The following is a 24061-nucleotide window of genomic DNA, read 5'->3' on the forward strand; positions in this document are numbered from 1 at the left end:
TCGGCTAGCAAGGGGAGTCGTTCAGGACCTGACCGTTCGGAGATCGAGAGTCCGAGGGTAGCCGTAGCCCACCGGGAAATCGGCGATCCCGGCGACCTCAAGCGTGCCTGGCGGACTGCCGAAGGGCTCGAACCGCTCGGCCCGCCGGGCCTCCGCGGAGTTGACGTTGACTGGGAAGTCCTCGTACGCCCTGCCGCCGGGGTGGCTGACGTGATAGGTGCAGCCCCCCAGCGCCAGGCCGTTCCGCTCGTCGACGAGGTCGAACACCAGGGGGGTGTGCACTCCGATGGTGGGATGCAGGCAAGACGGGGGCTGCCAGGCGCGGTAGCGGATCCCGGCCACTGAGACGGCGGAGTCCCCGGTTGGATGGAGCGGCACACGCACGCCGTTGCACGCCAGAACGTGGCGGCCTTCCCTGGCTCCCTCGACGAGTACCTGCAGCCGCTCCATCGACGAGTCGACGGCGCGCGCCGTGCCGACCGCGGTCACCTCGTCCCCCAAAACCGGCCACGGCTCGATAGCCGCCCGCAGCTCGATACCGACGCCACCGACGTCGACGGCGCCGATCCGGGGGAAGCGGAACTCGAAGAACGGCTCGAGCCAGCTGCGGTGAAACTGGTAGCCGTGCTCCCGGAGATCGTCCACCACCTCGGTGATGTCGGCCTCGATGAACCACGGTAGAAGGAAGCGGTCGTGCAACTCCGTTCCCCACCGGATTAGCCGCCCGCGGTAGGGCTGCTGCCAGCAGCGCGCCACCAGCGCCCGTACCAGCAGGGCCTGGACCAGCGCCATTCGGGGATGGGGTGGCATCTCGAAGCCGCGCAGCTCGACCAGCCCGAGCCGGCCTCGTTCGGTGTTGGGATCGAACAGCTTGTCGATGCAGAACTCAGCCCGGTGTGTGTTGCCGCTCACGTCAACCAGTAGGTGGCGCAGCAGCCGGTCGACCAGCCACGGTGGGGCGTCCGCACCGAGCCGGTCCAGCTCGGCGAACGCGATCTCGAGCTCGTCGAGCGCGGCGTGGCTGGCCTCGTCGACCCGGGGCGCCTGGCTGAACTGGCCAACGAAGCGCCCAGAGAAGAGATAGGACAGCGCCGGGTGATGCTGCCAGTACGTCACAAGGCTGCGCAGCAGGTCCGGCCGGCGCAGTAGCGGGCTGTCGGCCGGGGTGGGCCCGCCGAGGGTGATGTGACATCCCCCGCCCGTCCCGCTGTGGGTGCCGTCGAGCGAGAACTTTTCGGTGCCGAGGCGCACCGCCCGGGCCTCCTCATACAGGCCGGTGACGCTAGCGACCAGCGCTGGCCAGGAGGCCGCCGGATGCACGTTGACCTCGATGACCCCAGGGTCGGGGGTGACGCTGAGGCGGCAGAGATGCGGGTCGGCCGGCAGCGGGTATCCCTCGACGACCACGGGCCGGCCGTACGCGGCCACCGCCTCTTCGACAACCGCCACTAGCTCGACGGCGTCGGCCAGGTCGGTCAGCGGCGGGAGGAACACGTGCAGCCGCCCCTGCCGAACTTCGACGCACAGCGCCGTAGGCGGGGCGTCCCGGGCGGGCACCACCCGCGCCGGCCCGGTGGGCGTCCGGTCCGCACGCGGCGGCTTTCGGGGGTCAAAGAGGGAGCGGTCCGGGTCCGGGTGCGCCGGGGACCACACCAGCGACCCCAGCGGGAGACGCAGCCCTATCGGGGAGTCCCCGGGAACGAGAAACAGCTGCCCCCGGCGGGTCTCCCACCGGCTAGTGGCCCATCCCCCGACCCCATCGTGGTGGCGATGGACCGGTACGACCCACCCCACCGGTTCGGCCCCGTCCCCCGCCAGATCGGCCAGCAGGGCGGCCCGCTCGTCGCCGGGCGGCGGCAGGCCCGGGGGGAGGGCCGCCTCTCCGGCCAGGCGCGCGACCGGATCCTCGTACACCGGCAGGCAGAACTCGTCTCGGATCCCCAGGCGCCGGGCGATGCCGAGTGCCAGCTCCCGGGCCTCCTCCGGCTCGCTGTCCCCGGGTCGGGCGGGATCGGCCAGGCGCGCCGCGTCCCGCCACAGCGGCGTGCCGTCGCCGAGCCAGCAGACGTCGATTTGCCAGCGCGGCAGCACCTCCCCCGGGTAGCTCTTGCCCTGGCAGTGCTGGATGAGGCCCGAGGGGGCGAAGCGGCCGCGCAGCCGTTCGGCCAGCTCCCAGGCCTTGGCCCGCTTGTCGGCTCCGTCAGCGGCGAATGTCCACTCCAGCGCCTCCATGTCGTCGACCGATACGAAGGTCGGCTCTCCCCCCATGGTGAGGCGGGCGTCGGTCCGCAGCAGATCGTCGTCAACGAAGTGGCCGAGCGCGTCGATGGCGGCCCACTGGTCGTCGCGGTACGGAAGGGTGACCCGGGGGTCCTCGTGGACCCGGCGGACGCTGTTGGTGAACTCGAAGGCCACCTCGCATGGTTCGGTGGAGCCTGTGATCGGCGCCGCGCTCTCGGGCTCCGGCGTGCACGCGAGGGGGAGGTGGCCCTCGCTCGCCACTAGGCCCGACGTCGGGTCCAGCCCGATCCACCCGGCGCCCGGGACATAGGCCTCGGCCCAGGCGTGAAGGTCGGTGAAGTCGGCGGCCGGGCCCGGTGGGCCATCGAGCGGCGGCCGGTCGAGGGCCAGCTGCACCAGGTACCCCGACACGAAGCGCGCCGCCACCCCAAGGTGGCGCAGGATCTGAACCAGGAGCCAGGCGGTGTCGCGGCACGACCCGAGCGCCTTTTCCAGGGTGATGTCGGGCTCCTGGATTCCCGGCTCCATCCGCACCGTGTACGCCACGTCGTTCTTCAGGCGCTGGTTGAGCAGGACCAGGGCATCTACCGTCCGTAGCCCTACGCCCGTGGTCTGCCGGGCGTCGGCCACCCACGCTTGCAGCAGCGGACCGGCGGCGTCCACAGCCAGGTACGGCGCCAGGTCCCGGCCCAGCCCGGCCGGGTACCCGAACGGGAAGCGCTCGGCCGCCTCGTCGAGGAAGAAGTCGAAGGGGTTGATGGTCGTCATGTCGGCCACCAGCCCCACCGTGACCGCCAGGTCCGTCACCGGTTCCGGGAACACGACGTGGGCCACGAAGTTCCCGAACGGGTCCTGCTGCCAGTTGCGGAAGTGCGGCCGCGGGAGGACGTCGAGTGAGTAGGAGAGCACGGGTGTCCGGCAGTTGGGCGCCGGACGCAGCCGGATCAGGTGGGGGGAGAGACGCACCCGCCGGTCGAAGCGGTACGCCGTGCGGTGCTCGATGGCGACCTTGATCACGTCGCGGCGGGAGGGTCAGCGGACGGCAAGGACGCCAGGGTCGGTCGAGGCGAGCGGGAAGTAGGACTCGGCTACCAGATCGTGGACCCGGCCGATGCCCTTCTGCAGGTCGTCCACGAAGTGGTGGAGGGCTGGGCCGTCGAGGTCGCCAACGTCTACGTCCTCAAGCATGGCCTGGACCCAAGCGCAGGCGGCCATGGGTTTGTCGTGGTTGGGCAATTCGATGAGCGCCCTCGAGACCTCGATGAGGCAGTGCTCGACCGAGCGCGGGAACTGGGAGTCGCTGATCAAGAATCGCAGAGCCGCAGGCCCGGAGGCGCCGCCCGGTACCCGAGCCCTGAAGGACTGGGCCGCGGCCACCGACCGCAGCACGCTCATCCACGTCACATCCGCGTAGGGGTCGTCGTCCCGGCGGCTCATCAGCACCTCGGCCTGCACGTCGAGGACCCGGGTCGTCATGTCGGCCCGCTCGACGAGACGACCAACCTCGAGAAACGAGTAGCTGGCGTCGTGGGTCATCGTCCCTGAGATCACCCCCGCCAGCAGCTGGCAACGGCGGATCACCTGGTCGGTCCAGGCCAGGCGGGTCCGGCGGTCCACCGCCCGTGAGCAGGTGTCCAGCATCCAAAGATGGAGATCGTTGACCTCCTCCCACGCCTGGCGGGGGAACACCCCCCGTGTGACGCGCATGTTGTGTCTCGCCATCGCGACTGAGGTCACAATGGACCCGGGATTGTCGGCGTCCACAACTAGGTAGCTCACCACGTCGTCCTCGCTGGCGTCGGCGTGGCGGACGGCATAGCGGTCCCCGCTCCCGGTGACGGCGAGCAGCGGCGTCCACGTCACGCCGGCCGAGCGCGGCAGGTCGAGGAAAAGCTCGGTGTGCACCTTCACGAGGCGGGCGCCAGCCTCGCTGCGCTCGAGGTACCGCCCGGCCCAGTAGACACACTCAGCCAATCGCGACAGCAACACCCCGGGTCCTCCTTTGGTTCTCTGTCTCACCGCTGCTGGCTCACTGCTGCTGGCTCTGGGACTGGCTCGCACGATTCGTCGCCATCGGCTCGACGACCCAGGTGTCCTTGCTCCCTCCGCCTTGAGAACTGTTGACCACGATCGACCCCTCGCGGAGGGCAACGCGGGTCAGCCCACCCTGGGTAACGTAAGGACGCTGCCCGGAGAGGATAAACGGTCGGAGGTCGAGATGCCGCGGGACCACCTTCCCGTCGCACAAGGTGGGGGCAGTGGAGAGCTGCAAGATCGGCTGGGCCACGAAGTTGCGGGGGTCGGCCTGGATGCGCGCCCGCATTTGCGCAATCTCGGACCGCGACGCGAAAGACCCGATGAAGATCCCGCGGCCGCCGGACTCGTTGGTCGGCTTGATCACCAGCTCATTGAGGTGGGACAGGACGTGGCGGCGCTGGAGCGGGTCGAAGCACACGTAGGTCGGCACGTTGGCCAGCTTCGGCTCCTCGGACAGGTAATACCTAATAATTTCCGGCATGAAGGCGTATATCGCCTTGTCGTCAGCTATCCCGGTGCCCGGAGCGTTCGCCAGCGCCACCTTCCCGGCCCGCCAGGCTCGCAGGAGCCCGGGCACGCCCAGGACCGAGTCGGAGCGGAATGCCTCGGGGTCGAGGAACAGGTCGTCCACCCGCCGGTAGATCACGTCGACACGGACCGGGCCCCTGACGGCCAGCATGTAGACGCAGTCGTCGTCTCCCACGACCAGGTCCTGCCCCTCGACCAGGTGCGCCCCCATCTCCTGGGCCAGGATCACGTGCTCGAAGTACGCCGAGTTGTAGACGCCCGGCGTCAGCACGCAGATGCACGGTTCCTGGCCCGGTCGAGGAGACAGCGAGGCCAGGAGACCGAGCAGACGGTGCGGGTAGGAGTCGACCGGGTAGATGTCCAGATCCCGAAACAGGTCGGCGAAAACCCGCTTCGTCACCATCCGGTTCTCGAGCATGTACGAGACGCCCGACGGAACCCGGAGGTTGTCCTCAAGTACATACAAGGTGCCGCCGCTGTCGCGCACCAGGTCGGTCCCCGAGATGTGGGCCCACAGCCCGTGGACGGGTCTGACCTCCCGGCACTCGGCCCGGAAGTTGGAAGCGCTCTCGAGCAGGGCGCGCGGCACCACTCGGTCGTGGACGATCTTCTGGTCCCCGTAAACGTCCTCGAGGAACAGGTTGATGGCGGTGAGGCGCTGAATCAGCCCGACCGAGATGGAGTGCCACTCCTGGGTCGTGATCACCCGCGGGATCACGTCGAATGGCCAGGGCCGGTCGATGTTGCCGGCATCGGAGTAGATCGTGAAGGTCACACCCATGGCGCGAAGGGCGGCCTCGGCGGCGCGCTGCCGCTCGACTAGCTCGTCCCCGAGGGCCGTCAGGTGGCCGAGAACACCGGCGCAGCCGGTCCGGGGACGGCCCTCGTGGACCATCTCGTCCCAATAGCCATGGTTCGCGTAGCTCTCAAGGCGCATCCTCGAACGCGCCACGGGCACGGGCGCGACCTCCAAGCGGTTAAGGATCCACGACGCGGTGCCCCAGTTGGTTTCCGGCGTGTGAACATCCGCACGCTGCCGCGCGCGATGGCCAGGCCGTTACGTCGTTGTTACAAACAAGGTGGTACAAAGACGGTCGGGGGTCGGGCGGTTGTACCGACGGGAGCAGGAAGCCGAGGGGAACCTTTGGCCTGGGCGTTGAACAGTTTGCCCAGGAGGGTGTCCCGAGAAACTCGCGCACGGCTAGGTCTGCCCTCCGGAGAAGCCCTGGCCCGACGAGTCGCCCTCGAAACGGACCCGAACACAAAGGAATAACAGCCGTGATCGAGTTGTCCACCACTATCGACATCAACGACCCCATCGAGGAAGTGTTCGCCTTCCTGGCCTTACTTCCAGAACATGCCGCGGTGGAACTACCACTTCACCAGCGTCGGTTTCCTAAAGCGGGGAACACCTGTTCAACCCGGGCGAACGTGTACGACTCAAGCACGTTCCGTCTCCCCTGTTTTCCATCTGGTGCCATCCAACAAGAACGAGTACGCCTCAGATGAGACAGGGAATGAGACACAGAAATCATGCAAGATAATCTCGCCTCGTATTTTGGCGTCCTTGAATCGCGGGTCGTAGTACTTCCACCCGTCGGCGTCTGATGGTCAAGGAGTGATGGCCTTGCGCAGCACGGGGGCTGGAGGCTTCTGACGGCGGTTCAGCGAATGGCCCATTACCGTCAGGAGAACACGGCGGGTATCCCGCGGATCGATCAGTTCGTCGAAGCCCAACCACTTGGCTGAGTTGTAGGAGGCCTCATCTTCAAGCTGCCTGAGCTGTCGGGCCGTCTCGTCGCCCGCCCCGGTCGCGCGGCTCATGGCCGACGCTCCCATCGCACCCAGCGTCGCGCCGGGGAAACCGAAAATGCCGGATTGCCGTTCGAAGCTCGCCATGGCCATGACCATCGACCCGAACCCGTACGCCTTTCGCATGGTGATGTTGATCTTGACGGTCGTTGCCTGAGCCTGAGCTGCGTACATCCGCGCGCCGCTCCGCAGGACCCCATCCGCTTCGGATTTCTGCCCGGGGAGCATGCCCGGGTTGTCGGAGAGAAATATCAGCGGCAGGTGGAACGAGTCCGCGACCGTGATGAAGTGCGCGGCCTTGTCCGCAGCGTCGGCGTCGACAGAACCCGCCATGACCTGAGGCTGGTTGGCCACGATCGCAACCGGGTGGCCATCCAGCCTTGCGAGAGCCGTCACGATGGCCTTGCCGTAGTGAGGCTGCACCTCGAACCAGTTCCGCTCGTCGGCGACCAGCTCGATCACCTTGCGCATGTCGTAGCCTCGCCGACCGTCACGCGGAATGTGGCGGACGAGTTCCTCGATCGGAGACTCTTCGCCTTCAGCCCTCGGCTCCGAAGGCGGGTAGCTCCAGGCGCTCGACGGGAAAAACGAGAGGTACGTCCGGATCTGGGCTAACGCGTCGCTGTCGTCCCGGGCCAGATTGTGGATCAAACCACTGCCCAGTGCTACCGAAGGGCCGCCGAGCTCCTCTTTGGAGATCTCTGCACCCATAGATTCTCTGACCACCGGCGGGCCGGCGGTGAAGATGGCTGCCTGACTCGTCATCACGGTGAAGTCAGACATGGGAGCAACTAACGCGCCGTGACCCGCGGATGCCCCGAGCACGCCGGTGACCAGGGGGACCTCGCCGCTGCACTTTGCTTGCAGGTTGAGGTCAACGGGGCTCTTGCCTCCGGGGCTTTCGCCTGGCCTGTACCCGGCGCCTTCGAGGAGCATGATCAATGGAATCGACTCCTGCAGCGCCAGGTCGGCTGCACGGATCCGCTTGCTGTGGCTCCCCCGCCCGATGGATCCGGCCACCGTGGTGAAGTCCTCCGCCACTACGACCACGGACCGACCTTGGATACGGCCCCATCCTGTGATCACTCCATCGGCAGGGACGTCACCAACCAGCCGGCCGAGCTCAAAGAACGAGCCGGCATCAAGAAGGGCCTCAACTCGAGCGCGAGCATCGAGCTTGCCTCCGTTACGGTGGCGCGCCAGCCTCTCTGGACCACCCATGGCCTCGGCTCGGCTGCGCCTGGTCGCCAGATCCTCCAGGGTCCGTTCCCAGTCAGCGTCGGTCATTGGTCTGAGCCTAAGACCCTGCAAGGGCGCTGTCGGTCGATTGAGCTAGATGGTTGCAGGCTTAGTGGAAGGGCCTCGTTACCCATCTCGACGATCACGTCGGTGTAGGTGATTAATTGCACGTTAACTGTGCAACCGTTCCCAGACCACCGGACCGAACGGCAAGTAGCGTCGACGCATGGTTGATGACGGGTGGATTGAATATGAGTTACTGCTCCCCAACCGACCAAGCCCTTCTCGTTATAGGGAGACAGTCGCGCAGGCACGTTCGTACGTATCGCAATGCGAGCCCGCACCCTGTCCAGCATGTCAAGCGCGTTCAAAAGCGTTAGGGCGAGCGAGCCGGCGAAAGAACGACACGGTGCAATCAGTTTTGCAGTGACTTGCGTCGGTCTGATCGGACGGTGGAGTTGTCGACACCTGGTCAAGTGGCCTTGCGAGTGTGACGGGAGAGATCCAGACCCTGTGAGTTGGTTTCAGTTCTAGACGCGAGCTAGACGCGATCCCTGCCCAAAAATCGCGGGAAACTCGCCGCATGAGATCGAATCGGACCCGCTGAGTGGATGGGCCTTCGATCCAGTTCTGGAGTGGTGGGGTGGCGTGATCAAGCTGGTTGCGTAGGTGCCGGCCATAACGGGTCTAGAGCACCCACGTGGCTTCTCTCTTTCCACCCCGTGACCTACGAGCTCAGTTCGAGGGGCGCCACGCGAAGACGTGCTGAGCGCGCACCGGCGTGAAGTCGCTGGTCCCACACGGCGACGACCAGTTCGGGATCCCCAATGGCTATCGCACTTGCGAGGTGCACAGCGTCGGCCCCTCTCAGTGCGTGGCGGCGGGCCAACTCCCCGGCCCGACGCTCAACTATTGGGGACAGCTCGACCGGCCGGGTAGCCGTCCAGTATTCCTCCCAGGCCGCTTCGGCTGTGGCTAGGTCGTCCTCGTCGAGGTCATGGTTGCGACCAGCGGCCGCGAGTGCTGCCCGAACCTCGGGATAGGCGAGGCGGCTGGAAAGGGCGGCGTCGCAACCGTCCCACATATCAGCCGCCAAGTCGCTGCCGGCTTCCTCGACCACAAGCTTCACCAAGGCGCTTGAATCGAAGTAGACGAGCGGCACAGCCTTAACGCCGCTGTTCGCTTACGCGTGCTGAGACCGAATGGCGAGGACGAGGACGTGATCGCCCAGACGCTGTCATTCTTTGAGTGCGTTCTGGGCGACCGATCACCCCCTCCGCCACCAAGCGCTCCAGGGTCGCCGAGGCATTGATGCCCAACAGTCGAGCGACAGGGACTCCCCGATCGGTGACGACAACTTCTTCGCCCTCTCTGGCTCGTTCTAGCCACTCGCTCAAATGTGCTCTGAGGTCACTTACGGCCACGTCCATCAGACTATTGTACAACTGGAAAGGGCTGAAGTGTACTATTTGTTGCCTGACCCGGCCGAGCGCTCCCACAGCCCGAATGCCAGGCCTGATCGCCGCGTTCAATGGCGCGGCGAGTTGGGCCACCAAGGTGCGATCCCCACCGCTGCCGGCCGGTGGGTGACTGCGGCATACATCGAGGTCCGCGACCGGCCCCACTTCCATGGGAGCACTCGGAGTTCGTTCGGGTGGTTGATCTCCCCAGTCGGCGAGTTCTTCACTGGACGGTTCCTTGAATGAGACACGAATTCCGGCCCCTCCGCGAGGCGAATGAGAGACGGAATGAGATACTGTGACGGCGACCAGAGTCTCAAAAACCCCCTTTCACCAGGGGTTTTTAAGACCCAGCCCCCGTAGCTCAGAGGATAGAGCGTCGGTTTCCTAAACCGTGCGTCGCACGTTCGAGTCGTGCCGGGGGCGCCCTACTCAGTCGTCTTAGTCGTCGTCGTCCTCGTTGCCCTGCTGCTTGTTGACGGTGATCCTTACGACCTCTCCGGGGTGGCTCGCGCAGGGCCCGTGTTGCGGAGGCGAACCGGGACAGACACTCCAGTTCGAGACGTAGATCGAGTTGCCGCTCGCTGCAAACCCGTTGGGGAAGCTGAGACCATCCGCGACCACGACCGGGGACGAGCTATGGGGTGGGACGCGGACTAGAGCACCAGTCGATGGCGCGAAGTTCTCGAACGGCTGCTGGGAGAACTCGGTGGCGTAGAACTGTCCATTGGGACCGAAACCACAACCGGTCACCGCAGTCAGTCCCGACGCCCAAACGTCAAGGTCCTCGCTTCGAGGATCGAATCTCCACACGTTCGACGATCCCGCAGGGTTCCCTCCTCCGGTCAGTTGGCTCACGTACAGCGCACCGTCTGGACCCTGGGCGATGCAGGTCGGTACTGCATCCGACGATTGCGGGTTGGGCACGAACTTCTCGACGTCGACCCGGCCGTTCTCGACGTGGTCAATCGTGTTGGAAGCAGCGTCGACAACCCACTGACCGTTCTTCTGGGCCAGTATGCCGTAGGGGTTGCAGTCGGGGAACTGATCGGGAACCAGGCTGACGTGGTCCTGGGCCCATTCCCAGTCGACTCTTCCGACCGGTGCAACGGTGTCGAACTTGCCGTGACTGGTCACCTTGATCTCTTGCCCGGCTTGAGCTTCGAAGGCATCAGTGAGGGGGTCGGGGAAGGATCCGGCAGGGATCTGGGCAACCTGCTGAGGACACGATGTGATGATGCCGTACAAGCCACCGTTCGGATCGACCGACACTCCGTCGAGCCCGGTGGCTCCTATCCCGCCGGGATCAGATATCGAGATGAAGCCGGACACGACGCGGTGATGGTTGCCATTCCTGCTTATGACGCTGATGGCGCTGGTCAGTCCGGGGCACAATGAGTTGCCCGGTCCTGGAGATATGCAGTTCGGTCCACCTGTGCCGGCCTCAGCGACGAAGATCTTCCCCTCGTCTCCGATCGCTAGACCGCGAGGGTTGTCAAGACCACTCGCGACGACAGTGAACTTTGACGCAGCGGAGGCAGTCACGGACGCTCCACTAATAATAGTGAGCCCGATCAAACTCATCGTCGCGGCGATGGGAATGGCGCGCGGCCATCTGCTGATCATGTCGGTCCCCTTTTCCTTCAGGCCAAACCGTGCCTGTCCGCAACCTAGCTACGCGGCCGGAAAGTCCGGACGCGAATATGTCCAATCGGACAAACCTCATGGCCAAGTATCAAGGAGGTGTGGGCTCCCATTCGGAGTGATCGCCGTATCACTCATGGTCGCATCGATCCCTGGAAGAATGCCCGCCGTGAAGGAATCGTTGCTGCCGGGGATTTCCAACGAGGTTCACCACACGGTGACGAAAGAGATGTCGGCGCCGCACCTTCCCGTGGTGGTTCTTTCGACCCCGACCATGGTCGGCCTGATCGAGGGCTGCTGCCTTCTTGCTGCGACTCCGCATCTGAGTGAGGGCGAAACGACCGTTGGTACCCATGTATGTGTTAGCCACGACGCGGGGGTGTACGAGGGCGAACAGTTCCTAATCCGGTGCCGGCTTGCATCGATTGAAAAGCGGCGCCTGAACTTCCAGGTTGAGGTCGAAGGACCTCGGGGATCGGTCAGCCGGGGCACCCACCAGCGAGCTGTCGTCGACGTCAGCCGGATGGTCGGCTGAAGCGCGAGGTGCCGGTCGAACTCGGTTTGACCTGTGACCGGCGGTGGCAAGCCGACCTTGTGACCGTGGTTGATGCGGCCGGCGAAGCCGGATTCTCTAGCGTCGGCATCGGTGCAGAGCTGGTCGACGAACGCGCCGCCACGGAGATCTCGTCCCGAGCGCAACGTTGCCACGAGCTGATGGCTCTCGTCGTCAGCAACAACGGACCGGCCACGATCGCGTCCGCTGAACTGCTTGCAAGCAAGGCAGCGTCCGTCGGAGCGCCGTGGGTGCTAACCGTGTTCGCCGCGGCGATGAACAACGACACCATGACAACCATCAGGCGCTGCGCCGAGATGTTTGCCGACGCCGGCGCACGAATGGCAGTTGAATTCAGCCCTCTTGGATCGGTGACATCGATCCGGGATGGTCTGGACATCGTCACTGCGCTCGGCGGGGACCTAGCAGGACTCCTCATCGACACGTGGCACTTTTTCTCCGGAGACAGCACGTGGGAGGACCTGGAGCACGTGCCATTGGAACTGCTCGCCTACGTCCAGTTCGCCGACGCGTTGCCTGCCATTTCTGATGACGGCATGGACGAGACCATGAACCGCCGAACCATGCCCGGCGATGGAATCTTCGACCTCGAACGGTTCGCGTCGGCGCTCCTCGACCGCGGGTGGGCGGGCCTCGTCACCGTTGAGGTTCTCAATCGCGACCTTGCCGTGATGCCGGTGAGCGATTTTGCCCGCATGGCATACGAATCGACGTCGCGGTACTGGCTGTAAGGACCCGCGACGAAGTCGCGAGATGTATCAAAACAGCCGCTTGATCACTACTTCTCGGTAATGAGCAGATTGGGCTATGGCCGATCGTCCGAAGACGAACCATGATTGACATAAGTATCGAGCTACGGCAGGAGGGGTGCCGCGGTGCGAGCAGTGCAGCCTGCGACAGGCTTGAACAAAGAACTCGCGTCGTTGAGGGACACGCTCGACCGAATGGTCAAGCGGCGTCTCCTTTATCCCTTCAGCCCCGAAGAAGCGAAACTGTTCAACGAACTCACCGCAAGGGAGGTCCGGCTCATCGAGATCCTCGAGACCGGCGGAGCCCGAAGGGTGATCTGAAGGTCGAATTTGGGGTGATTCCGAGGCGGTAGGCCGGCTAGCCCTCCTACGCTGGGCGGCGCATGGAAGCGCCCGAGCCCCAAGAGGTCCTCGCACCCATCACCGAGGCTGCGATTTTCCTCGTACTGACCATGGAACCCGGTTCGCAGACCGAAGTCCGGAATGTCCTCGCAGATGTCGGCGGTTTGACCCGGGCGGTGGGGTTTCGCTCTCCGGAGAACGGCCTGGTGTGCATAGTCGGCATCGGAGCGAGGGTCTGGGACGAACTCTACGGCCCGGCGCGCCCTGCGGGTCTCCACCCGTTCATCCCTCTCGTCGGCGCCAAGCACACCGCGGTGTCGACCCCCGGCGATTTGCTCTTCCACATCAGGGCGCGCCGTTTCGACCTGTGCTTTGAGTTGGCGCAGCGGATCGCACAACGACTGTCCGGACTCGCACGGGTGATAGATGAGGTGCATGGGTTCCGGTCCTTTGACCTTCGGGACATCCTGGGATTTGTCGACGGCACCGAGAACCCATCCGGCGGCCCGGCTGTCGAGGCGGTCCGAATCGGCGACGAGGAACCTGACTTTCGAGGCGGCAGTTACGTAATCGTGCAGAAGTATCTCCACGACCTGAAGTCATGGGATGCGCTCCCTGTCGAGGAGCAAGAACGGGTATTCGGAAGGACAAAGCTCTCGGACATCGAGATGTCCGACGACGTCAAGCCTTCGAACTCGCACGTTGCGCTCAACACGATCGTGGATGAAGACGGCACCGAGCACCAGATCGTTCGTTTCAACATGCCATTCGGCCGAGTCGGCGCCGAAGAATTCGGCACCTACTTCATCGGGTACGCCCGCACACCTCGTGTGATCGAGCAGATGCTGGAGAACATGTTCATCGGGCGCCCCGAAGGCAACTACGACCGTGTCCTGGATTTCTCGACTGCTGTTACCGGCAACCTCTTCTTCGTACCCACAGCCGACCTGCTCGAGAATCCCCCTGACTCGTCGGGCTCCGTCGTAGAAGTCACCGTTCCCGTGTCCGACGCGACCGGCTACACGGAAGGCTCTCTGAGAATCGGCGGTCTTAAAGGAGCAAGATCTTGAACCACTTACTACGTTCCCTGGCGCCCATAAGCGACGAGGGCTGGGGCCTCCTCGACGACGAAGCCAAACAACGCTCAATGGTCGGACTAGCCGCACGTAAGTTGGTCGACTTCTCAGGGCCACTCGGTTGGGAGCACTCGGCAGTCAACCTGGGGCGGGCTACTCCTTTGACCTCCTCACCTGCCGACGGCGTCGCTGCAAAGCAACGAAGGGTCCTTCCCCTAGTCGAGCTCAGAGCCGACTTCGACGTCGCTTTTTCCGAGATCCAGGACATTGACCGCGGGGCTCGAGACGTCGACCTCGCCGCTCTGGATCGTGCAGCGCGACAGATCGCAGTTGCAGAAAACAAGGCGGTCTTCCACGGATGGCAAGACGTCATGAAGGGCATCGCCGACTCTTCACCCCACCAGGCCAGCCCGTTGGGAAAGAGCGGAGAGGCCTATCCCGCACGCGTCGCGGGTGCGGTGCAGCTGTTGCTCCAAAGTGGCGTCGGCGGACCCTATGGTCTCGCGCTTGGCCCCGACCAGTACCGCTTGGTAGCCGAAACAGCCGAGCATGGCGGGTACCCGTTGTTCGAGCATCTCGCCAAGATCCTCGACGGCCCGATCGTCTGGTCCCCCGGCGTCAACGGGGCAGTCGTAGTAAGCCTTCGTGGCGGCGACTTCAGACTCGAATCAGGCCAGGATCTCTCTCTTGGCTACGACTCGCACGATGGCACACGCGTGAATCTCTACCTGGAGGAGAGTTTCACCTTTTACGTCGTGACGCCGGAGGCAGCGGTTCTCCTGCCGGCGTAGAGTTGGTACGCGCTAGTCCAGCGCAACGAGCAGGACGTCGGCGATGCGGTCCTGACCGAACGTCACTCCCCGCTCTGCAGCGCGCGACCTGCGCTGCTCGGTTTGCGCAAGCTGGGCGTCCAGGCACGCCTGATCTTTCCAGATCGTGCCCACCCGACCCTCACCGGTGCTGCGGTTCATCAGGTTGCGCATGGACAGGAAGCCCTCGCTGCTCTTCAACTCCGGAACGATCACCTGCTTGAAGAACTCCAGGTTCTCGTCGATCTTCGCCGGATCCATCTTGATCTCACGAATGTGAAGCTTCGACCCCACAGTCGGCCCAGGCGCCTTCACGTCCGCTGCCAACTGCTCGTAACGCTCGACGGTGTACGTGCCTCCGAAGACGTTGGCGGCCTGCTGGCGGATCTTGTCGATCGCGCTCTCGCTCGCATCCATGTCCGCCTCGGTTTCCCATTGACTCAGGATATTGACGACACCCTTCGCCCGGTCGCCGCTGACGCTGAGCCCGCGGAATCCCTTCTGCTGCCGCACTCCAGGGATGACCTCGTTCTTCATATGTTTGATGCCGCCGTCGATGTCGGTGGCTCCGGTGACGATCGTTACGCGAACGTGCATGCAGTCTCCTCCTTCGGTTTGTTGCGAAGAGAGTTAGCACCACGGCGTCCGCCCAGCGCGGGACCTTGAACCTTCGGACAAAATTCCCGCGGTCGGCGCTTGACACGCCGAACATCTGTTCGCTAGTGCTATGGTGACGCCTCGAGGCCGGGCGTTGATGGCCTCCCCCTCTGAAAACGAGTTCTCTCGTTGCGCGCCCTGTGGGGAGGTGGAATGTCGGCACGGATTATCGATGCAGTCGATCGTCTGCTCGAGGCCACCTCGGGTTTCGACGCCGGCATCTACTCCGGTGCTGACTGTGCGCTGATCGCCGAGAAGGTTTCTTTGGCGGAGAAGGCCTGTGCGGGTGTCCGGGCACATCGTCGTTGCTCACGGCCAGCTCGACCACGCCGTCTCAGCCGCCCGCGTACCACGCCCTCCCGAGCAGCGACACCGCTAGCGCCGTCGGGTCGAGCAGCGTGACGTTCTCATCTGGCGGTGGGTGACGCGGTGACGTTCAGTACTGACCCGTCGGCATCGACTCCCACGATCGAGAAGCTGCACGCGAGCAACTAGTCTCTCGAGCGGCCCACCGGCCCACCCCCTGGCGGAGCCCCCGGTCCCGCTGGAAGCCGATCCACCGGCAGTACCGGTTCGACGAGCTCGATCGGCTAGCGCCAGTTGCCACCTCGCTCCCGTTGCGCACGGATCGGGCGTGGCCCAACGGGGCAGCGGGTGCCGCCCATCTCGGCATCGAGTCAATAAGTATGGAAGCGCCCGTCGGCGTGATGACACGCCTGAGCCCCCACTCCCTCCTGTGCCCACAGCCGTCAGAACCGCGAGGTCCACCCCTTCCCGCCCGTACGCCCGTCAGCACGTCAAGCCGAGACGAGGCCGGCGCAAGGGTCGTCGCGGAAGAAGGAGGATGGCGGTCGCCGTGCTGCTGGTTTCCACGTTGGCCGGGTGGATCGCGTGGACGCAGCTTTACTCCGGCAACAAAGCGGTCAGCTCGGGATGCACGGTTCCGTCTGGCGCCGGCAGACAAGCATTCAGGCTCTCGCCCGAGCAGGCCCAGAACGCGGCGATCATCGCTGCCGTTGCCCTGAAGATGGGGCTTCCTGATCACGCGGTCACGGTCGCCCTGGCAACCAGCCTTCAAGAGTCAAAGCTCACCGACTTGACGTATGGCGACCTGGACTCAGTTGGGCTCTTCCAGCAGCGGCCGTCGCAGGGTTGGGGTACCCGTGCGCAACTCCTCGATTCGGTGTACGCGACGACGGCGTTCTACCGCCGGCTGGTGCAGGTCGCCGGGTGGTCAACGATCCCCGTCACCGAGGCCGCGCAGACCGTGCAGCTGAGCGCGGCGCCCACGGCGTACGAAAGGTGGGAGGCGGAGGCTCGCGCGCTTGCAATCGCGCTGACCGGAGAGCAACCGGCGACTTTCTCCTGCGAGCTGTCGACATTCACCGGAGGTGTGCCTAACCCGGCAGCGCTCGACGCAGCCGCAACCCACGAGCTCGGATCTCCGATGTTGGGCGTACCGCTGAGTCTCAAGACCGGATGGCAGGTCGCTTCTTGGGCGGTGGCGCACGCCTGGGAGTACCACATCGCAGCGGTGACTTTCGGCAACTGGACCTGGACGGCGTTGACCGGAAGTTGGCAGCCTGGTCCGGCAGGCAACTCCGCAAGCACTGTTCAAGTGACGTATGGCAAGTAGCCAGACGTTGAGTTGTGGTACTGCGTTGTCGTTATTTCGAACTCAGAGGACTTGCTTCACTGGCTGCAGGGAGTCGTCGAGTTATCGCCAGGTGCAAATGAATTAGCCCCGACCGCCTGGCACTTGGTTCACGGCATGCCGAGTACTTCTCTGAGCGCTTGGTCAACGGCGGCAAGGTCAGCAGCAGCAAGCGCCCCGCGTCTGCTCGAAAGGAGGCGCTGTTCGATCACTTGAAGACGACCGACCCGGACGACTGAGGGCCTTAGGAGGCCCGCTCCTTGCCAATCCCGTACGACCACATCGCCAAGCCGCGGCGATGTCAACCGTGCTCCGCTGGTGATCATGCACACGACGACGTCTGGCCCCGCGTTGTAGGCCGGTGCTGACACCACGCACACTGGCCGTCGTTTCGAGCCCGCCAGATCGGAATAGAGGAAGGGACCGAGGTAGATCTCGCCGCGATCCAAGTTTATTGGTTACTGGTCGAGTTCGGCCTGATCGTCGTAACCGGGATCGTCTTCGAGGATCCAGTCGCTAACCAGCGTGGCCGGAGGTGCCCACGGAGGGCGCGCCCACCCGAGAAGGCGCTCCCGGAGATCCCACAGCCGTCGCTCAGCGCTCTCGATCCGCTCTTGAGCACTCTGAATCTCCTCCGCCCTGACGACGGTCACGGGTATCCCAGGCTGCAGTTCCCTTCCAAGGAACGCCTCGTACGCGTTAACCGCTGCGCGGAGCTCGCGATGAGCTGCTTCAAGTGCATCGCGCTCTGCCACACTCAAATCAGCTTCCGAGCGGGCAGGAACCGAAGAACTCACGCTATCCAGGGTAGTGGCTGCTGTTGGGCAGCCGGTTCGAATGGAGTTTCCAACTTCGGTGTCGGTGGGCGCTGAGGGACTCGAACCCCCGACCACTGCGTTGTAAGCGCAGTGCTCTAACCATCTGAGCTAAGCGCCCGATGTATCGGGGCTCCCATGCTAGAGGTCTTCTTCGGACACCACCTGAACGCCGGCCTCGCGCAGCGCCGCTGCGGTCAGGCCCTCGCCGTCGACAAGAACATGGCGATGGGTGCCGTCGTAGATCTGATGGCAACCACAGGACGGCGATCGCGCCTTCAGGACCGCTCGCTTCACGCCGGCGGCGATCGCGACTTGGACCGCGTGGCGGGCTCCTCGCTCGTAGAACTCGGTCACGTCCTCGCCGGCTGCGGTTCGGACGCGGCGATCGGCGCCTACTTCCGCGGCAGGCCGCGGCGTCGGAAGCCCCCCAACGACCTCCGGGCAGATCGGGATGAGGCGGGCGCCGGCGGCAAGCGCTTCTACCGCCGGCGCCGAACGCCCTTCTCCTCGGTGGTTGCATTCCACGCCGAGGAGGCAGGCCGAAACCAGGATGGTCTCCCCTCCCGAACTCACCGATTCCCCGCCGGCTCGCACGGGGTTAAAACTACGCGGTGAGCTGAATCCCCGGCGTGGGGTTCTTGGGCGGCCGGCCTCGCCGGCGCTTCTGGGCGAGGATCTTGCCGTTCAGGAACAGCTGGCCTCCCCACACTCCCCAAGGCTCCCGACGATCGAGGGCACCACTGAGGCAGGGGTCCACCAGCGGGCAAGTAGCGCAAAGTCCCTTCGCCCGGATGATGTCAGGGATCTGATCGGAGAAGAACAGCTCGGTCAGGCTTCCCGTCTCGTCACGGCAGCTCGCGTCGGCCCATTCGTCGGCCCACCCGTCGGTCCGATCCTCTGTCTCTTCGTTGAGACTATGGATTGTGTCGATGGCGAACATTTCGCCCGTTCCTTTCTGGGTTCTGCGAATCGCTATTCGAAGTACTGCTCTGCTCGAACTTCTTTCTTGGCCTTGGCCCGGAAAAGACAGAGGCCGCCGGGTTTCCCGGCGGCCTCTGAGCCCTTCTGCGGAACTTTGTTCAACTGTCTATCCAGTTGACCAGTCCTTAGGGCTCAGGGGCCACACCTTCGTGCCGTTGTGGTCAATGACGGTCATGGCGAGCTGCTCGGAGGTCCCCTTAGCTGCGTAGAAAGCAGCAAAAGCAGCGGCCGGTCGCGCCGAGGCCGCGGGCGCGCCAGAGCGCACGCGGAGGGACGGCTTCGATGCGAGGCAACTCAACACCAAGTCATTCCTTTCATGTACGCCTCCGGCAGAACGCCGACGAACAGGGTCCTTCCCTGCCGCCCTTAATCCCACCACGGGACGCCGGGCAACGCAAACTATTTATTTTTCCGGGCTCAGTTATTGGTCAGGGCTCGGTTATTTGTCAGGGCTCAGGTTCGGTGCAAGATGCTCGAGTCCGAGCCGGGCGGCGACCGCCTCTTCCAGCAACCCCGGGGTTGCCGCGGCCACGGGTGTCCGCCGAGGTCCGTACTCGAGGAGCAGTAGATCCTCGCCGAAGGCGTCGACGACCTGCGCGCCCGACTCGCGGCAGACCAGCACGCCCCCGAGGTAGTCCCAGGGAGCCAGCGCGTGGAAGGCGCAATCGATGAACGCGTCGATCTGCCCGCACGCCACCGCGCACAGATCCAGCGCCGCCGCCCCCAGCACCCGGTACTGCGACCAGCCGAGCCAGCGGTGGGAGTAACCGGAGAGGGCGACGATCGCCTCGCCCATCGTCTCGCAATTAGTGGGAGTAATCGTTTGGCCGTCGAGCCGGGCGCCGCCGCCCCGGATCGCCTCGAAGCGCCGGCCGATCGCCTGATTGGCGACCACCGCTGCGACAGGACCCTCGGAATCGACCGCACATGCGCTGGTCGCCCACCAGGGCACGTCCCGGGAAGCGTTGGTGGAGCCGTCGACCGGGTCGAGCACCACAAGGATCTCCCGGTCCCGGTCGTGAAAACCTGACTCCTCCGACAGCGCGCCGAACCCCGCGGCGCCTATGACCTCGAGGGCCGCCCGGTCGGCGACCAGGTCGCTGCGGTACTGACCGTCCCGGGTGCCGGCGAGGCCCCAATCGTCGAGTCCCTTGAGGCTCGCCGCAACCGCGGTGACTACATCATGGAGAACATCCAGCACCTGTTCGGGACGGCGGGGCACGAAGGCGAAGCTATCTCAGCCCGCGCCCAACCCAGGCCGGGCTCAAGCCCAGGCCGGGGCCGAGCTCAAGCCCGGGCCGAGGCCCAAGCCGGGACCTGCGTGGGGCCAGGTAGGGTTGACCAAATGGCGGTCATCGACGTCGCCGGGTACGTAGCCGAGCTGAAAGACCACGCCGTGGACCACGGTTTTCATGTCCACGACGAGAGGCACTTCGTCGAGACCTACTCGTTGCGCCAGGCGTGGGAGGTCGACCTGCATCCCGAGGAGGGTTGCAACGGCCCGCTCGACCTGCACCTCGCGCTCGAGGTCGACCCTCGGGTTCTCCTGGCGTTCGAGGACGTGGTCGTGGAGTTGGAGGAGGGCGAGGAGCCGCCGGACGAGTTCCGTTTTCCGTTGACCTTCACGTGGGCGTTGCCTCCGCTGCCCAACGGTCCTGACCTGCTTCGCCTTGCCATCGACCTCGCCGGAGTCGGCGGGATCGAGCTTCCGCTCGAGTCGTCCGCGATCGACAGCTACGCGACTGCGACCGATCCGGCCGAACGGCGCATCACCATCGTCGCCCGCCAGCAGGTTTCGCTGGCGAGGGTGCTCGCCGGCGAGGAGCTGCTCTGCGAGACGTTCGACAAGGCTCTCGCAGTGAGCCAGTACCTCCTCGAGCGCGCCCCCGCCTGGCTCGCCCAGGAGTAGTCTCGGCCCTCGTGTCCAAGCAGCAGACGGGTGTTCCCGCCAGGGGCGGAGCCAAGCCACCGCCTCGGACCGGAAACCGCGGCGGCGGCAACCGCCGCCCCCCTAAGAGGCGGCCCGCCAGGTCGCAGGGGCGGTTCTACGGTCTTCTCATCGCGCTGGTCGTGGCAGTAATCGTCGCGGTGGTCGTCGTCATCGTTACGAGCGGCGGCGGCACGTCCAAGAAAGCCAACCCTCACCAGCCCCTGGTGGGTTACGTCTTCAACGGGCACAAGGCCTTCGGGGGTCTGGGGCCGGAGAACGTCCCGCTCGAGCTCGGTGACCAGCTCGCCAGCCCCAACGCCGGGCTGACCGGAGCGGTCATCGCTGGCGTCCAGTGCAACACTGGCGAGCAGCTCGTCTACCACCACCACATCCATCTGTCGATCTTCATCAACGGGGTGCCCAAGTCGGTCCCGCTCGGCATCGGGATGGTGCCGCCGGCGCTGGTCGAGAACACCACCAAAGGTCAGTTCGCAACCGGCAGCGGCTCGACTTCGAACCCCTGCCTCTACTGGATCCACGTGCACGCCACGGACGGCATCGTCCACCTCGAGTCGCCCTCGGCCCGGAACTTCCTCCTCGGGCAGGTCTTCGGGATCTGGAACCAGGCTCTGTCCCCGACCCAGATCGGCTCGAACACCGGGACCGTGACCGCATACGTGAACGGACAGCTCTGGACCGGCGACCCCACCCAGATCCCCCTCGACGAGCACACCGACATCGCCCTCAGCCTCGGTACCCCGGTCGCCCAGCCGCCACTGCTCGATTGGAGCGGGACCAGCCTCTAGGCCACTCGGTCCGGCAAGCTAGCTCGCCTGGCGGACCAGCCTCGCCGGCGTCGAATCGTCGTAGCTCTCCAGAAAACGACCCAGCCCCTCCTCCAGCTCCCCCGGCGACGACCACGCGTAGATCACCGGCTGGAAACGGGTGATGTCGTAGAGAGCGTTGCCCATCGCGAGGAAGTCCACCGGCCGGACATCCGCCTCGGAAAAGGCCGCCGTCTCCCCCACCGACGACAGGATCCCGGCACCGAACGCCTTCAGTTCGGAACCTTCGTACACCACGCCGAACTCCATCGTGTACCAGAACACGTGCGACAGGAACTTGAGCGCGTGCTCGCTCCGGGTCCGCTCCACCGCCGCGCCAACCATGCGGTACAGATCGGCGTACCCCGGACCTGCGAGCTGGTTGGCGTGGCCGATCACCTCGTGGATGACATCCGGCTCTGGCGTGTAGAGAGGCACCGACGGGTGGCGCAGGTATTGCGTCGACCAGAACACGCCGCCGGCGAACGACCCGTAGAAGTCGCGAAGCGGAGCCAGTCCCGCGACCGGGTGATACCGGAAGGCGGCCAGCGGTTCGAGCAGGGCGGTCACCTCGCTCAGCTGCGGCACCCGTTCCGACGGCAGCCGCAGGTCGTCCTTGCCTTCGAGGTAAGCCGTGCACGCGTGGCGTTCGTGCAGCTCCTCCAGCGCTGCGCTGACCTCCGCCCACACCGAGTGCTCGACGTCGGTGTACTCGGGGGTCGGGATCGGCTGCCCCGGCAGCCACGAGGCGGCCAGCGCGGCGAGCTCGTCGCGGCGGGCTCGGTAGTCGGGGTCGGTGACGCCGGGATGGTCGCCCGCAAGCTCGACGGTGACCTTGCCGCCAGGGCCTTTGCGGACCGGTGAGTACCGGCTCGGGATCACACCCCGATCATGGTCCCGTTCGGCCGTCACGTCCAGTACCTCACGGCTTGCCTTCTGAAATGTCCAGTACCCCCTGCGTCGGCCCCATCAACCGGCCCAATCAATCAGCCCAATCAATCAGCATGGATCACGTGCCGCTCCCGCCGGGCCACCCGGGTGGCGAGGATGAGCGAGGTCGTGGTGCGGACGACGCCGGGCACCTCGAGGATGAGGTTTATGACCTGGCCGAGGTGGTCGTTGTCCCGGGCGACCACCCGGCACAGCAGGTCGGACGGGCCGGTGGTCATGTACGCCTCCACCACTTCGGGGATCGCCTGCAGGTGCTCGTCGACGGCGGGCCCCCGCCCCTGGGCGATCTCGAGGCTCACGTAGGCGGACACCCCGAACCCGAGCCGCCGAAGGTCGAGGTCGGGACCGAAACCGGTGATCACGCCGGCCTCGACGAGACGGTCGAAGCGGGCCTGAGCGGTGTTCCGGGCGACGCCGACCTCACGGGCGAGCTGCAGCATCCCCGCCCTCGGAAAAAGGGCAAGCGCCGCGATCAACCGCTCGTCTACCGCATCCAGCTCGTATGGCTGCATCATATGCACAGTCTAGTGGCCGTTTGCTGATCAATCTGCTCAGCCTTCCAGCGGTATCTTGCAATATGAGCGCACTCGCGGTTCGCTGTCTGTATGGCAACCACCGAGACCGCGCCGGCACCCACCGTCGCCAGCCTCATCACGGGCTGGGACCACCTCGAGTGGTGGGTGGGGAACGCCCGGGCGGTCACGGCGTGGCTGTGCTCGGGGTTCGGTTTCGAGGTGCTCGCCTACTCCGGTCCCGAGACCGGCGTCCCCGACCGGGTCTCCTACGTGCTCGGGCAGGGAGAGGTCCGGTTCGTGGTGACCGCGGGGCTCGGCCCCGACAGCGAGATCACCCGCCACGTCCGCCAACACGGTGACGGCATCCGCCACCTGGCCTGGCGCACCGACGATGCTTTCGTGGCTGCCAAGGCAGCGGCAGCAAAGGGAGCGACGGTCGTGGCTGAGCCCACCAGCGTCAATGGCGACGCGGGATCGGTCACGACCGCCGCCATCGCCACCTACGGCGAGACGAGGCACCTGTTCGTGGATCGCAGCGACTGGGCCGGCGACGCGGGTTGGGGACCGGGCTTCACCACCGAACGGCTTCCGGGGAGCCCCGAGGGCCGGCGATTCGGGCTCTCCTACATCGACCACGTCGTGGGCAACGTCGAAGAGGGCCGGCTCGACGAATGGGTCGCCTTCTACGAGGATGTTCTGGGGTTTACCGAAATGCGCCACTTCGACGCCGAGCAGATCTCTACCAGGTACTCGGCGCTCCGCTCGACGGTCATACACAACCGCGCAGGTGTGGTGATGCCGATCAACGAACCGGCACCCGGTCTGCGCAAGAGCCAGATAACCGAATACCTCGAGGCGTACCGCGGCCCCGGTGTGCAGCACGTCGCTCTCGGCACGCCGGACATCGTCACGTCGGTTGCCGCGATGAGGTCGCGAGGTGTGCGCTTCCTCGAGATGCCGGCCACTTACTACGAGGACGCCAAGGTGCGGGTGAAGGGTTTCGATCTGCCTTGGGGGCAGTTGCAGAAACTTGACATCGAGGTGGACGTTGACTCCGGCGGCTACCTGCTCCAGATCTTTACCGAGACCGTCACCGACCGGCCGACGCTGTTCATCGAGATAATCCAACGGGAGGGCGCGAGCGGCTTCGGGGAAGGGAATTTCAAGGCGCTGTTCGAGGCGATCGAGCGAGAGCAGGCTCGACGAGGCAACCTATAGGC

23 protein-coding genes and 2 tRNA genes are annotated in these 24061 nt (G+C 65.2%); 10 read left to right on the forward strand and 15 right to left on the reverse strand.

Annotated elements, in window-relative coordinates:
- Positions 1-21: 21 nt before the first annotated feature.
- The 5 genes from VFZ97_14490 to VFZ97_14510 form a co-directional block, all read right to left on the reverse strand.
- Positions 22-3258, reverse strand: coding sequence for a transglutaminase family protein (locus VFZ97_14490; protein ID HEX6394643.1), 3237 nt, complete (start codon positions 3256-3258; stop codon positions 22-24).
- Between the two features lie 15 nt (positions 3259-3273).
- Positions 3274-4230 carry an alpha-E domain-containing protein gene (locus VFZ97_14495; protein ID HEX6394644.1) on the reverse strand — a complete coding sequence of 319 codons (957 nt, stop codon included), beginning with the start codon at positions 4228-4230 and terminating at the stop codon, positions 3274-3276.
- Between the two features lie 40 nt (positions 4231-4270).
- Positions 4271-5779 carry a circularly permuted type 2 ATP-grasp protein gene (locus VFZ97_14500; GenBank protein ID HEX6394645.1) on the reverse strand — a complete coding sequence of 503 codons (1509 nt, stop codon included), beginning with the start codon at positions 5777-5779 and terminating at the stop codon, positions 4271-4273.
- A 638-nt stretch (positions 5780-6417) separates the two neighbouring features.
- Positions 6418-7905, reverse strand: coding sequence for a carboxyl transferase domain-containing protein (locus VFZ97_14505; protein HEX6394646.1), 1488 nt, complete (start codon positions 7903-7905; stop codon positions 6418-6420).
- Between the two features lie 679 nt (positions 7906-8584).
- On the reverse strand, positions 8585-9019 hold the full coding sequence (locus VFZ97_14510; protein ID HEX6394647.1) for a type II toxin-antitoxin system VapC family toxin: 435 nt from the start codon (positions 9017-9019) through the stop codon (positions 8585-8587).
- A 651-nt stretch (positions 9020-9670) separates the two neighbouring features.
- Here VFZ97_14510 and VFZ97_14515 point away from each other — a divergent pair.
- Positions 9671-9743 (forward strand) — tRNA-Arg (locus tag VFZ97_14515).
- Between the two features lie 15 nt (positions 9744-9758).
- Here the strand turns inward: VFZ97_14515 and VFZ97_14520 are convergent.
- Positions 9759-10943 carry a ScyD/ScyE family protein gene (locus tag VFZ97_14520; GenBank protein ID HEX6394648.1) on the reverse strand — a complete coding sequence of 395 codons (1185 nt, stop codon included), beginning with the start codon at positions 10941-10943 and terminating at the stop codon, positions 9759-9761.
- A gap of 187 nt (positions 10944-11130) precedes the next feature.
- On the opposite strand from VFZ97_14520, the gene VFZ97_14525 reads away from it, so the two are divergent.
- The 5 genes from VFZ97_14525 (at position 11131) to VFZ97_14545 (ending at position 14493) form a co-directional block, all read left to right on the forward strand.
- A complete protein-coding gene (locus tag VFZ97_14525; GenBank protein HEX6394649.1) occupies positions 11131-11496 on the forward strand; it encodes a hypothetical protein in 366 nt (121 codons plus the stop codon).
- A gap of 65 nt (positions 11497-11561) precedes the next feature.
- Positions 11562-12266 (forward strand): sugar phosphate isomerase/epimerase, encoded by a 705-nt coding sequence (locus VFZ97_14530; GenBank protein HEX6394650.1) that lies wholly within the window; start codon positions 11562-11564, stop codon positions 12264-12266.
- A 144-nt stretch (positions 12267-12410) separates the two neighbouring features.
- Entirely contained in the window at positions 12411-12605 is a 195-nt protein-coding gene (locus VFZ97_14535; GenBank protein ID HEX6394651.1) for a hypothetical protein, read from the forward strand.
- Between the two features lie 62 nt (positions 12606-12667).
- Entirely contained in the window at positions 12668-13696 is a 1029-nt protein-coding gene (locus tag VFZ97_14540; GenBank protein HEX6394652.1) for a Dyp-type peroxidase, read from the forward strand.
- Entirely contained in the window at positions 13693-14493 is an 801-nt protein-coding gene (locus VFZ97_14545) for a family 1 encapsulin nanocompartment shell protein (GenBank protein ID HEX6394653.1), read from the forward strand. Before VFZ97_14540 ends, VFZ97_14545 begins: the two co-directional genes overlap by 4 nt.
- Before the next feature lie 12 nt (positions 14494-14505).
- On the opposite strand, the gene VFZ97_14550 is transcribed toward VFZ97_14545, so the two are convergent.
- Positions 14506-15108 (reverse strand): hypothetical protein, encoded by a 603-nt coding sequence (locus tag VFZ97_14550; protein ID HEX6394654.1) that lies wholly within the window; start codon positions 15106-15108, stop codon positions 14506-14508.
- A 916-nt stretch (positions 15109-16024) separates the two neighbouring features.
- Between VFZ97_14550 and VFZ97_14555 the strand changes: the two genes are divergently transcribed.
- Complete coding sequence (locus VFZ97_14555) at positions 16025-16804, forward strand: hypothetical protein (GenBank protein ID HEX6394655.1); 780 nt, start codon at positions 16025-16027, stop codon at positions 16802-16804.
- Positions 16805-16932: 128 nt separating this feature from the next.
- On the opposite strand, the gene VFZ97_14560 is transcribed toward VFZ97_14555, so the two are convergent.
- The 6 genes from VFZ97_14560 to VFZ97_14585 all read right to left on the reverse strand — a co-directional run bounded on the left by VFZ97_14560 (position 16933) and on the right by VFZ97_14585 (position 19843).
- Positions 16933-17271, reverse strand: coding sequence for a type II toxin-antitoxin system PemK/MazF family toxin (locus VFZ97_14560; protein HEX6394656.1), 339 nt, complete (start codon positions 17269-17271; stop codon positions 16933-16935).
- 9 nt (positions 17272-17280) lie between these two features.
- A complete protein-coding gene (locus VFZ97_14565) occupies positions 17281-17619 on the reverse strand; it encodes a hypothetical protein (GenBank protein HEX6394657.1) in 339 nt (112 codons plus the stop codon).
- 65 nt (positions 17620-17684) lie between these two features.
- A tRNA-Val gene (locus VFZ97_14570) sits at positions 17685-17758 on the reverse strand.
- A 20-nt stretch (positions 17759-17778) separates the two neighbouring features.
- A complete protein-coding gene (locus VFZ97_14575) occupies positions 17779-18234 on the reverse strand; it encodes a DUF523 domain-containing protein (GenBank protein HEX6394658.1) in 456 nt (151 codons plus the stop codon).
- A 10-nt stretch (positions 18235-18244) separates the two neighbouring features.
- Positions 18245-18580 carry a WhiB family transcriptional regulator gene (locus VFZ97_14580; GenBank protein HEX6394659.1) on the reverse strand — a complete coding sequence of 112 codons (336 nt, stop codon included), beginning with the start codon at positions 18578-18580 and terminating at the stop codon, positions 18245-18247.
- A 480-nt stretch (positions 18581-19060) separates the two neighbouring features.
- Positions 19061-19843 carry an inositol monophosphatase gene (locus tag VFZ97_14585; protein ID HEX6394660.1) on the reverse strand — a complete coding sequence of 261 codons (783 nt, stop codon included), beginning with the start codon at positions 19841-19843 and terminating at the stop codon, positions 19061-19063.
- Positions 19844-19966: 123 nt separating this feature from the next.
- Between VFZ97_14585 and VFZ97_14590 the strand changes: the two genes are divergently transcribed.
- A complete protein-coding gene (locus tag VFZ97_14590; protein HEX6394661.1) occupies positions 19967-20530 on the forward strand; it encodes a hypothetical protein in 564 nt (187 codons plus the stop codon).
- Between the two features lie 11 nt (positions 20531-20541).
- On the forward strand, positions 20542-21357 hold the full coding sequence (locus VFZ97_14595) for a hypothetical protein (GenBank protein ID HEX6394662.1): 816 nt from the start codon (positions 20542-20544) through the stop codon (positions 21355-21357).
- A gap of 18 nt (positions 21358-21375) precedes the next feature.
- Here the strand turns inward: VFZ97_14595 and VFZ97_14600 are convergent, their stop codons facing one another.
- Both VFZ97_14600 and VFZ97_14605 read right to left on the reverse strand, forming a co-directional pair.
- Positions 21376-22287, reverse strand: a complete 912-nt coding sequence (locus VFZ97_14600; GenBank protein HEX6394663.1) for a phenylalanine 4-monooxygenase — start codon at positions 22285-22287, stop codon at positions 21376-21378.
- 83 nt (positions 22288-22370) lie between these two features.
- Entirely contained in the window at positions 22371-22841 is a 471-nt protein-coding gene (locus tag VFZ97_14605; GenBank protein ID HEX6394664.1) for an Lrp/AsnC family transcriptional regulator, read from the reverse strand.
- A 90-nt stretch (positions 22842-22931) separates the two neighbouring features.
- Between VFZ97_14605 and hppD the strand changes: the two genes are divergently transcribed.
- Positions 22932-24059 (forward strand): 4-hydroxyphenylpyruvate dioxygenase, encoded by a 1128-nt coding sequence (gene hppD / locus VFZ97_14610; GenBank protein HEX6394665.1) that lies wholly within the window; start codon positions 22932-22934, stop codon positions 24057-24059.
- Positions 24060-24061: the final 2 nt, after the last annotated feature.

The sequence above is a fragment of the Acidimicrobiales bacterium genome (genome assembly GCA_036378675.1).
Classification (GTDB): Bacteria; Actinomycetota; Acidimicrobiia; order Acidimicrobiales; family Palsa-688; genus DASUWA01.

Bases quoted from the DNA above. Each gene is read 5' to 3' on its own strand.
- VFZ97_14550 (HEX6394654.1), bottom strand. From the start codon at position 15,108: ATGCACGTTCGCGTAACGATCGTCACCGGAGCCACCGACATCGACGGC.
- VFZ97_14520 (HEX6394648.1), bottom strand. From the start codon at position 10,943: ATGATCAGCAGATGGCCGCGCGCCATTCCCATCGCCGCGACGATGAGT.
- VFZ97_14590 (HEX6394661.1), top strand. From the start codon at position 19,967: ATGGCGGTCATCGACGTCGCCGGGTACGTAGCCGAGCTGAAAGACCAC.
- VFZ97_14505 (HEX6394646.1), bottom strand. From the start codon at position 7,905: ATGACCGACGCTGACTGGGAACGGACCCTGGAGGATCTGGCGACCAGG.
- VFZ97_14540 (HEX6394652.1), top strand. From the start codon at position 12,668: ATGGAAGCGCCCGAGCCCCAAGAGGTCCTCGCACCCATCACCGAGGCT.
- VFZ97_14580 (HEX6394659.1), bottom strand. From the start codon at position 18,580: ATGTTCGCCATCGACACAATCCATAGTCTCAACGAAGAGACAGAGGAT.
- VFZ97_14605 (HEX6394664.1), bottom strand. From the start codon at position 22,841: ATGATGCAGCCATACGAGCTGGATGCGGTAGACGAGCGGTTGATCGCG.
- hppD (HEX6394665.1), top strand. From the start codon at position 22,932: ATGGCAACCACCGAGACCGCGCCGGCACCCACCGTCGCCAGCCTCATC.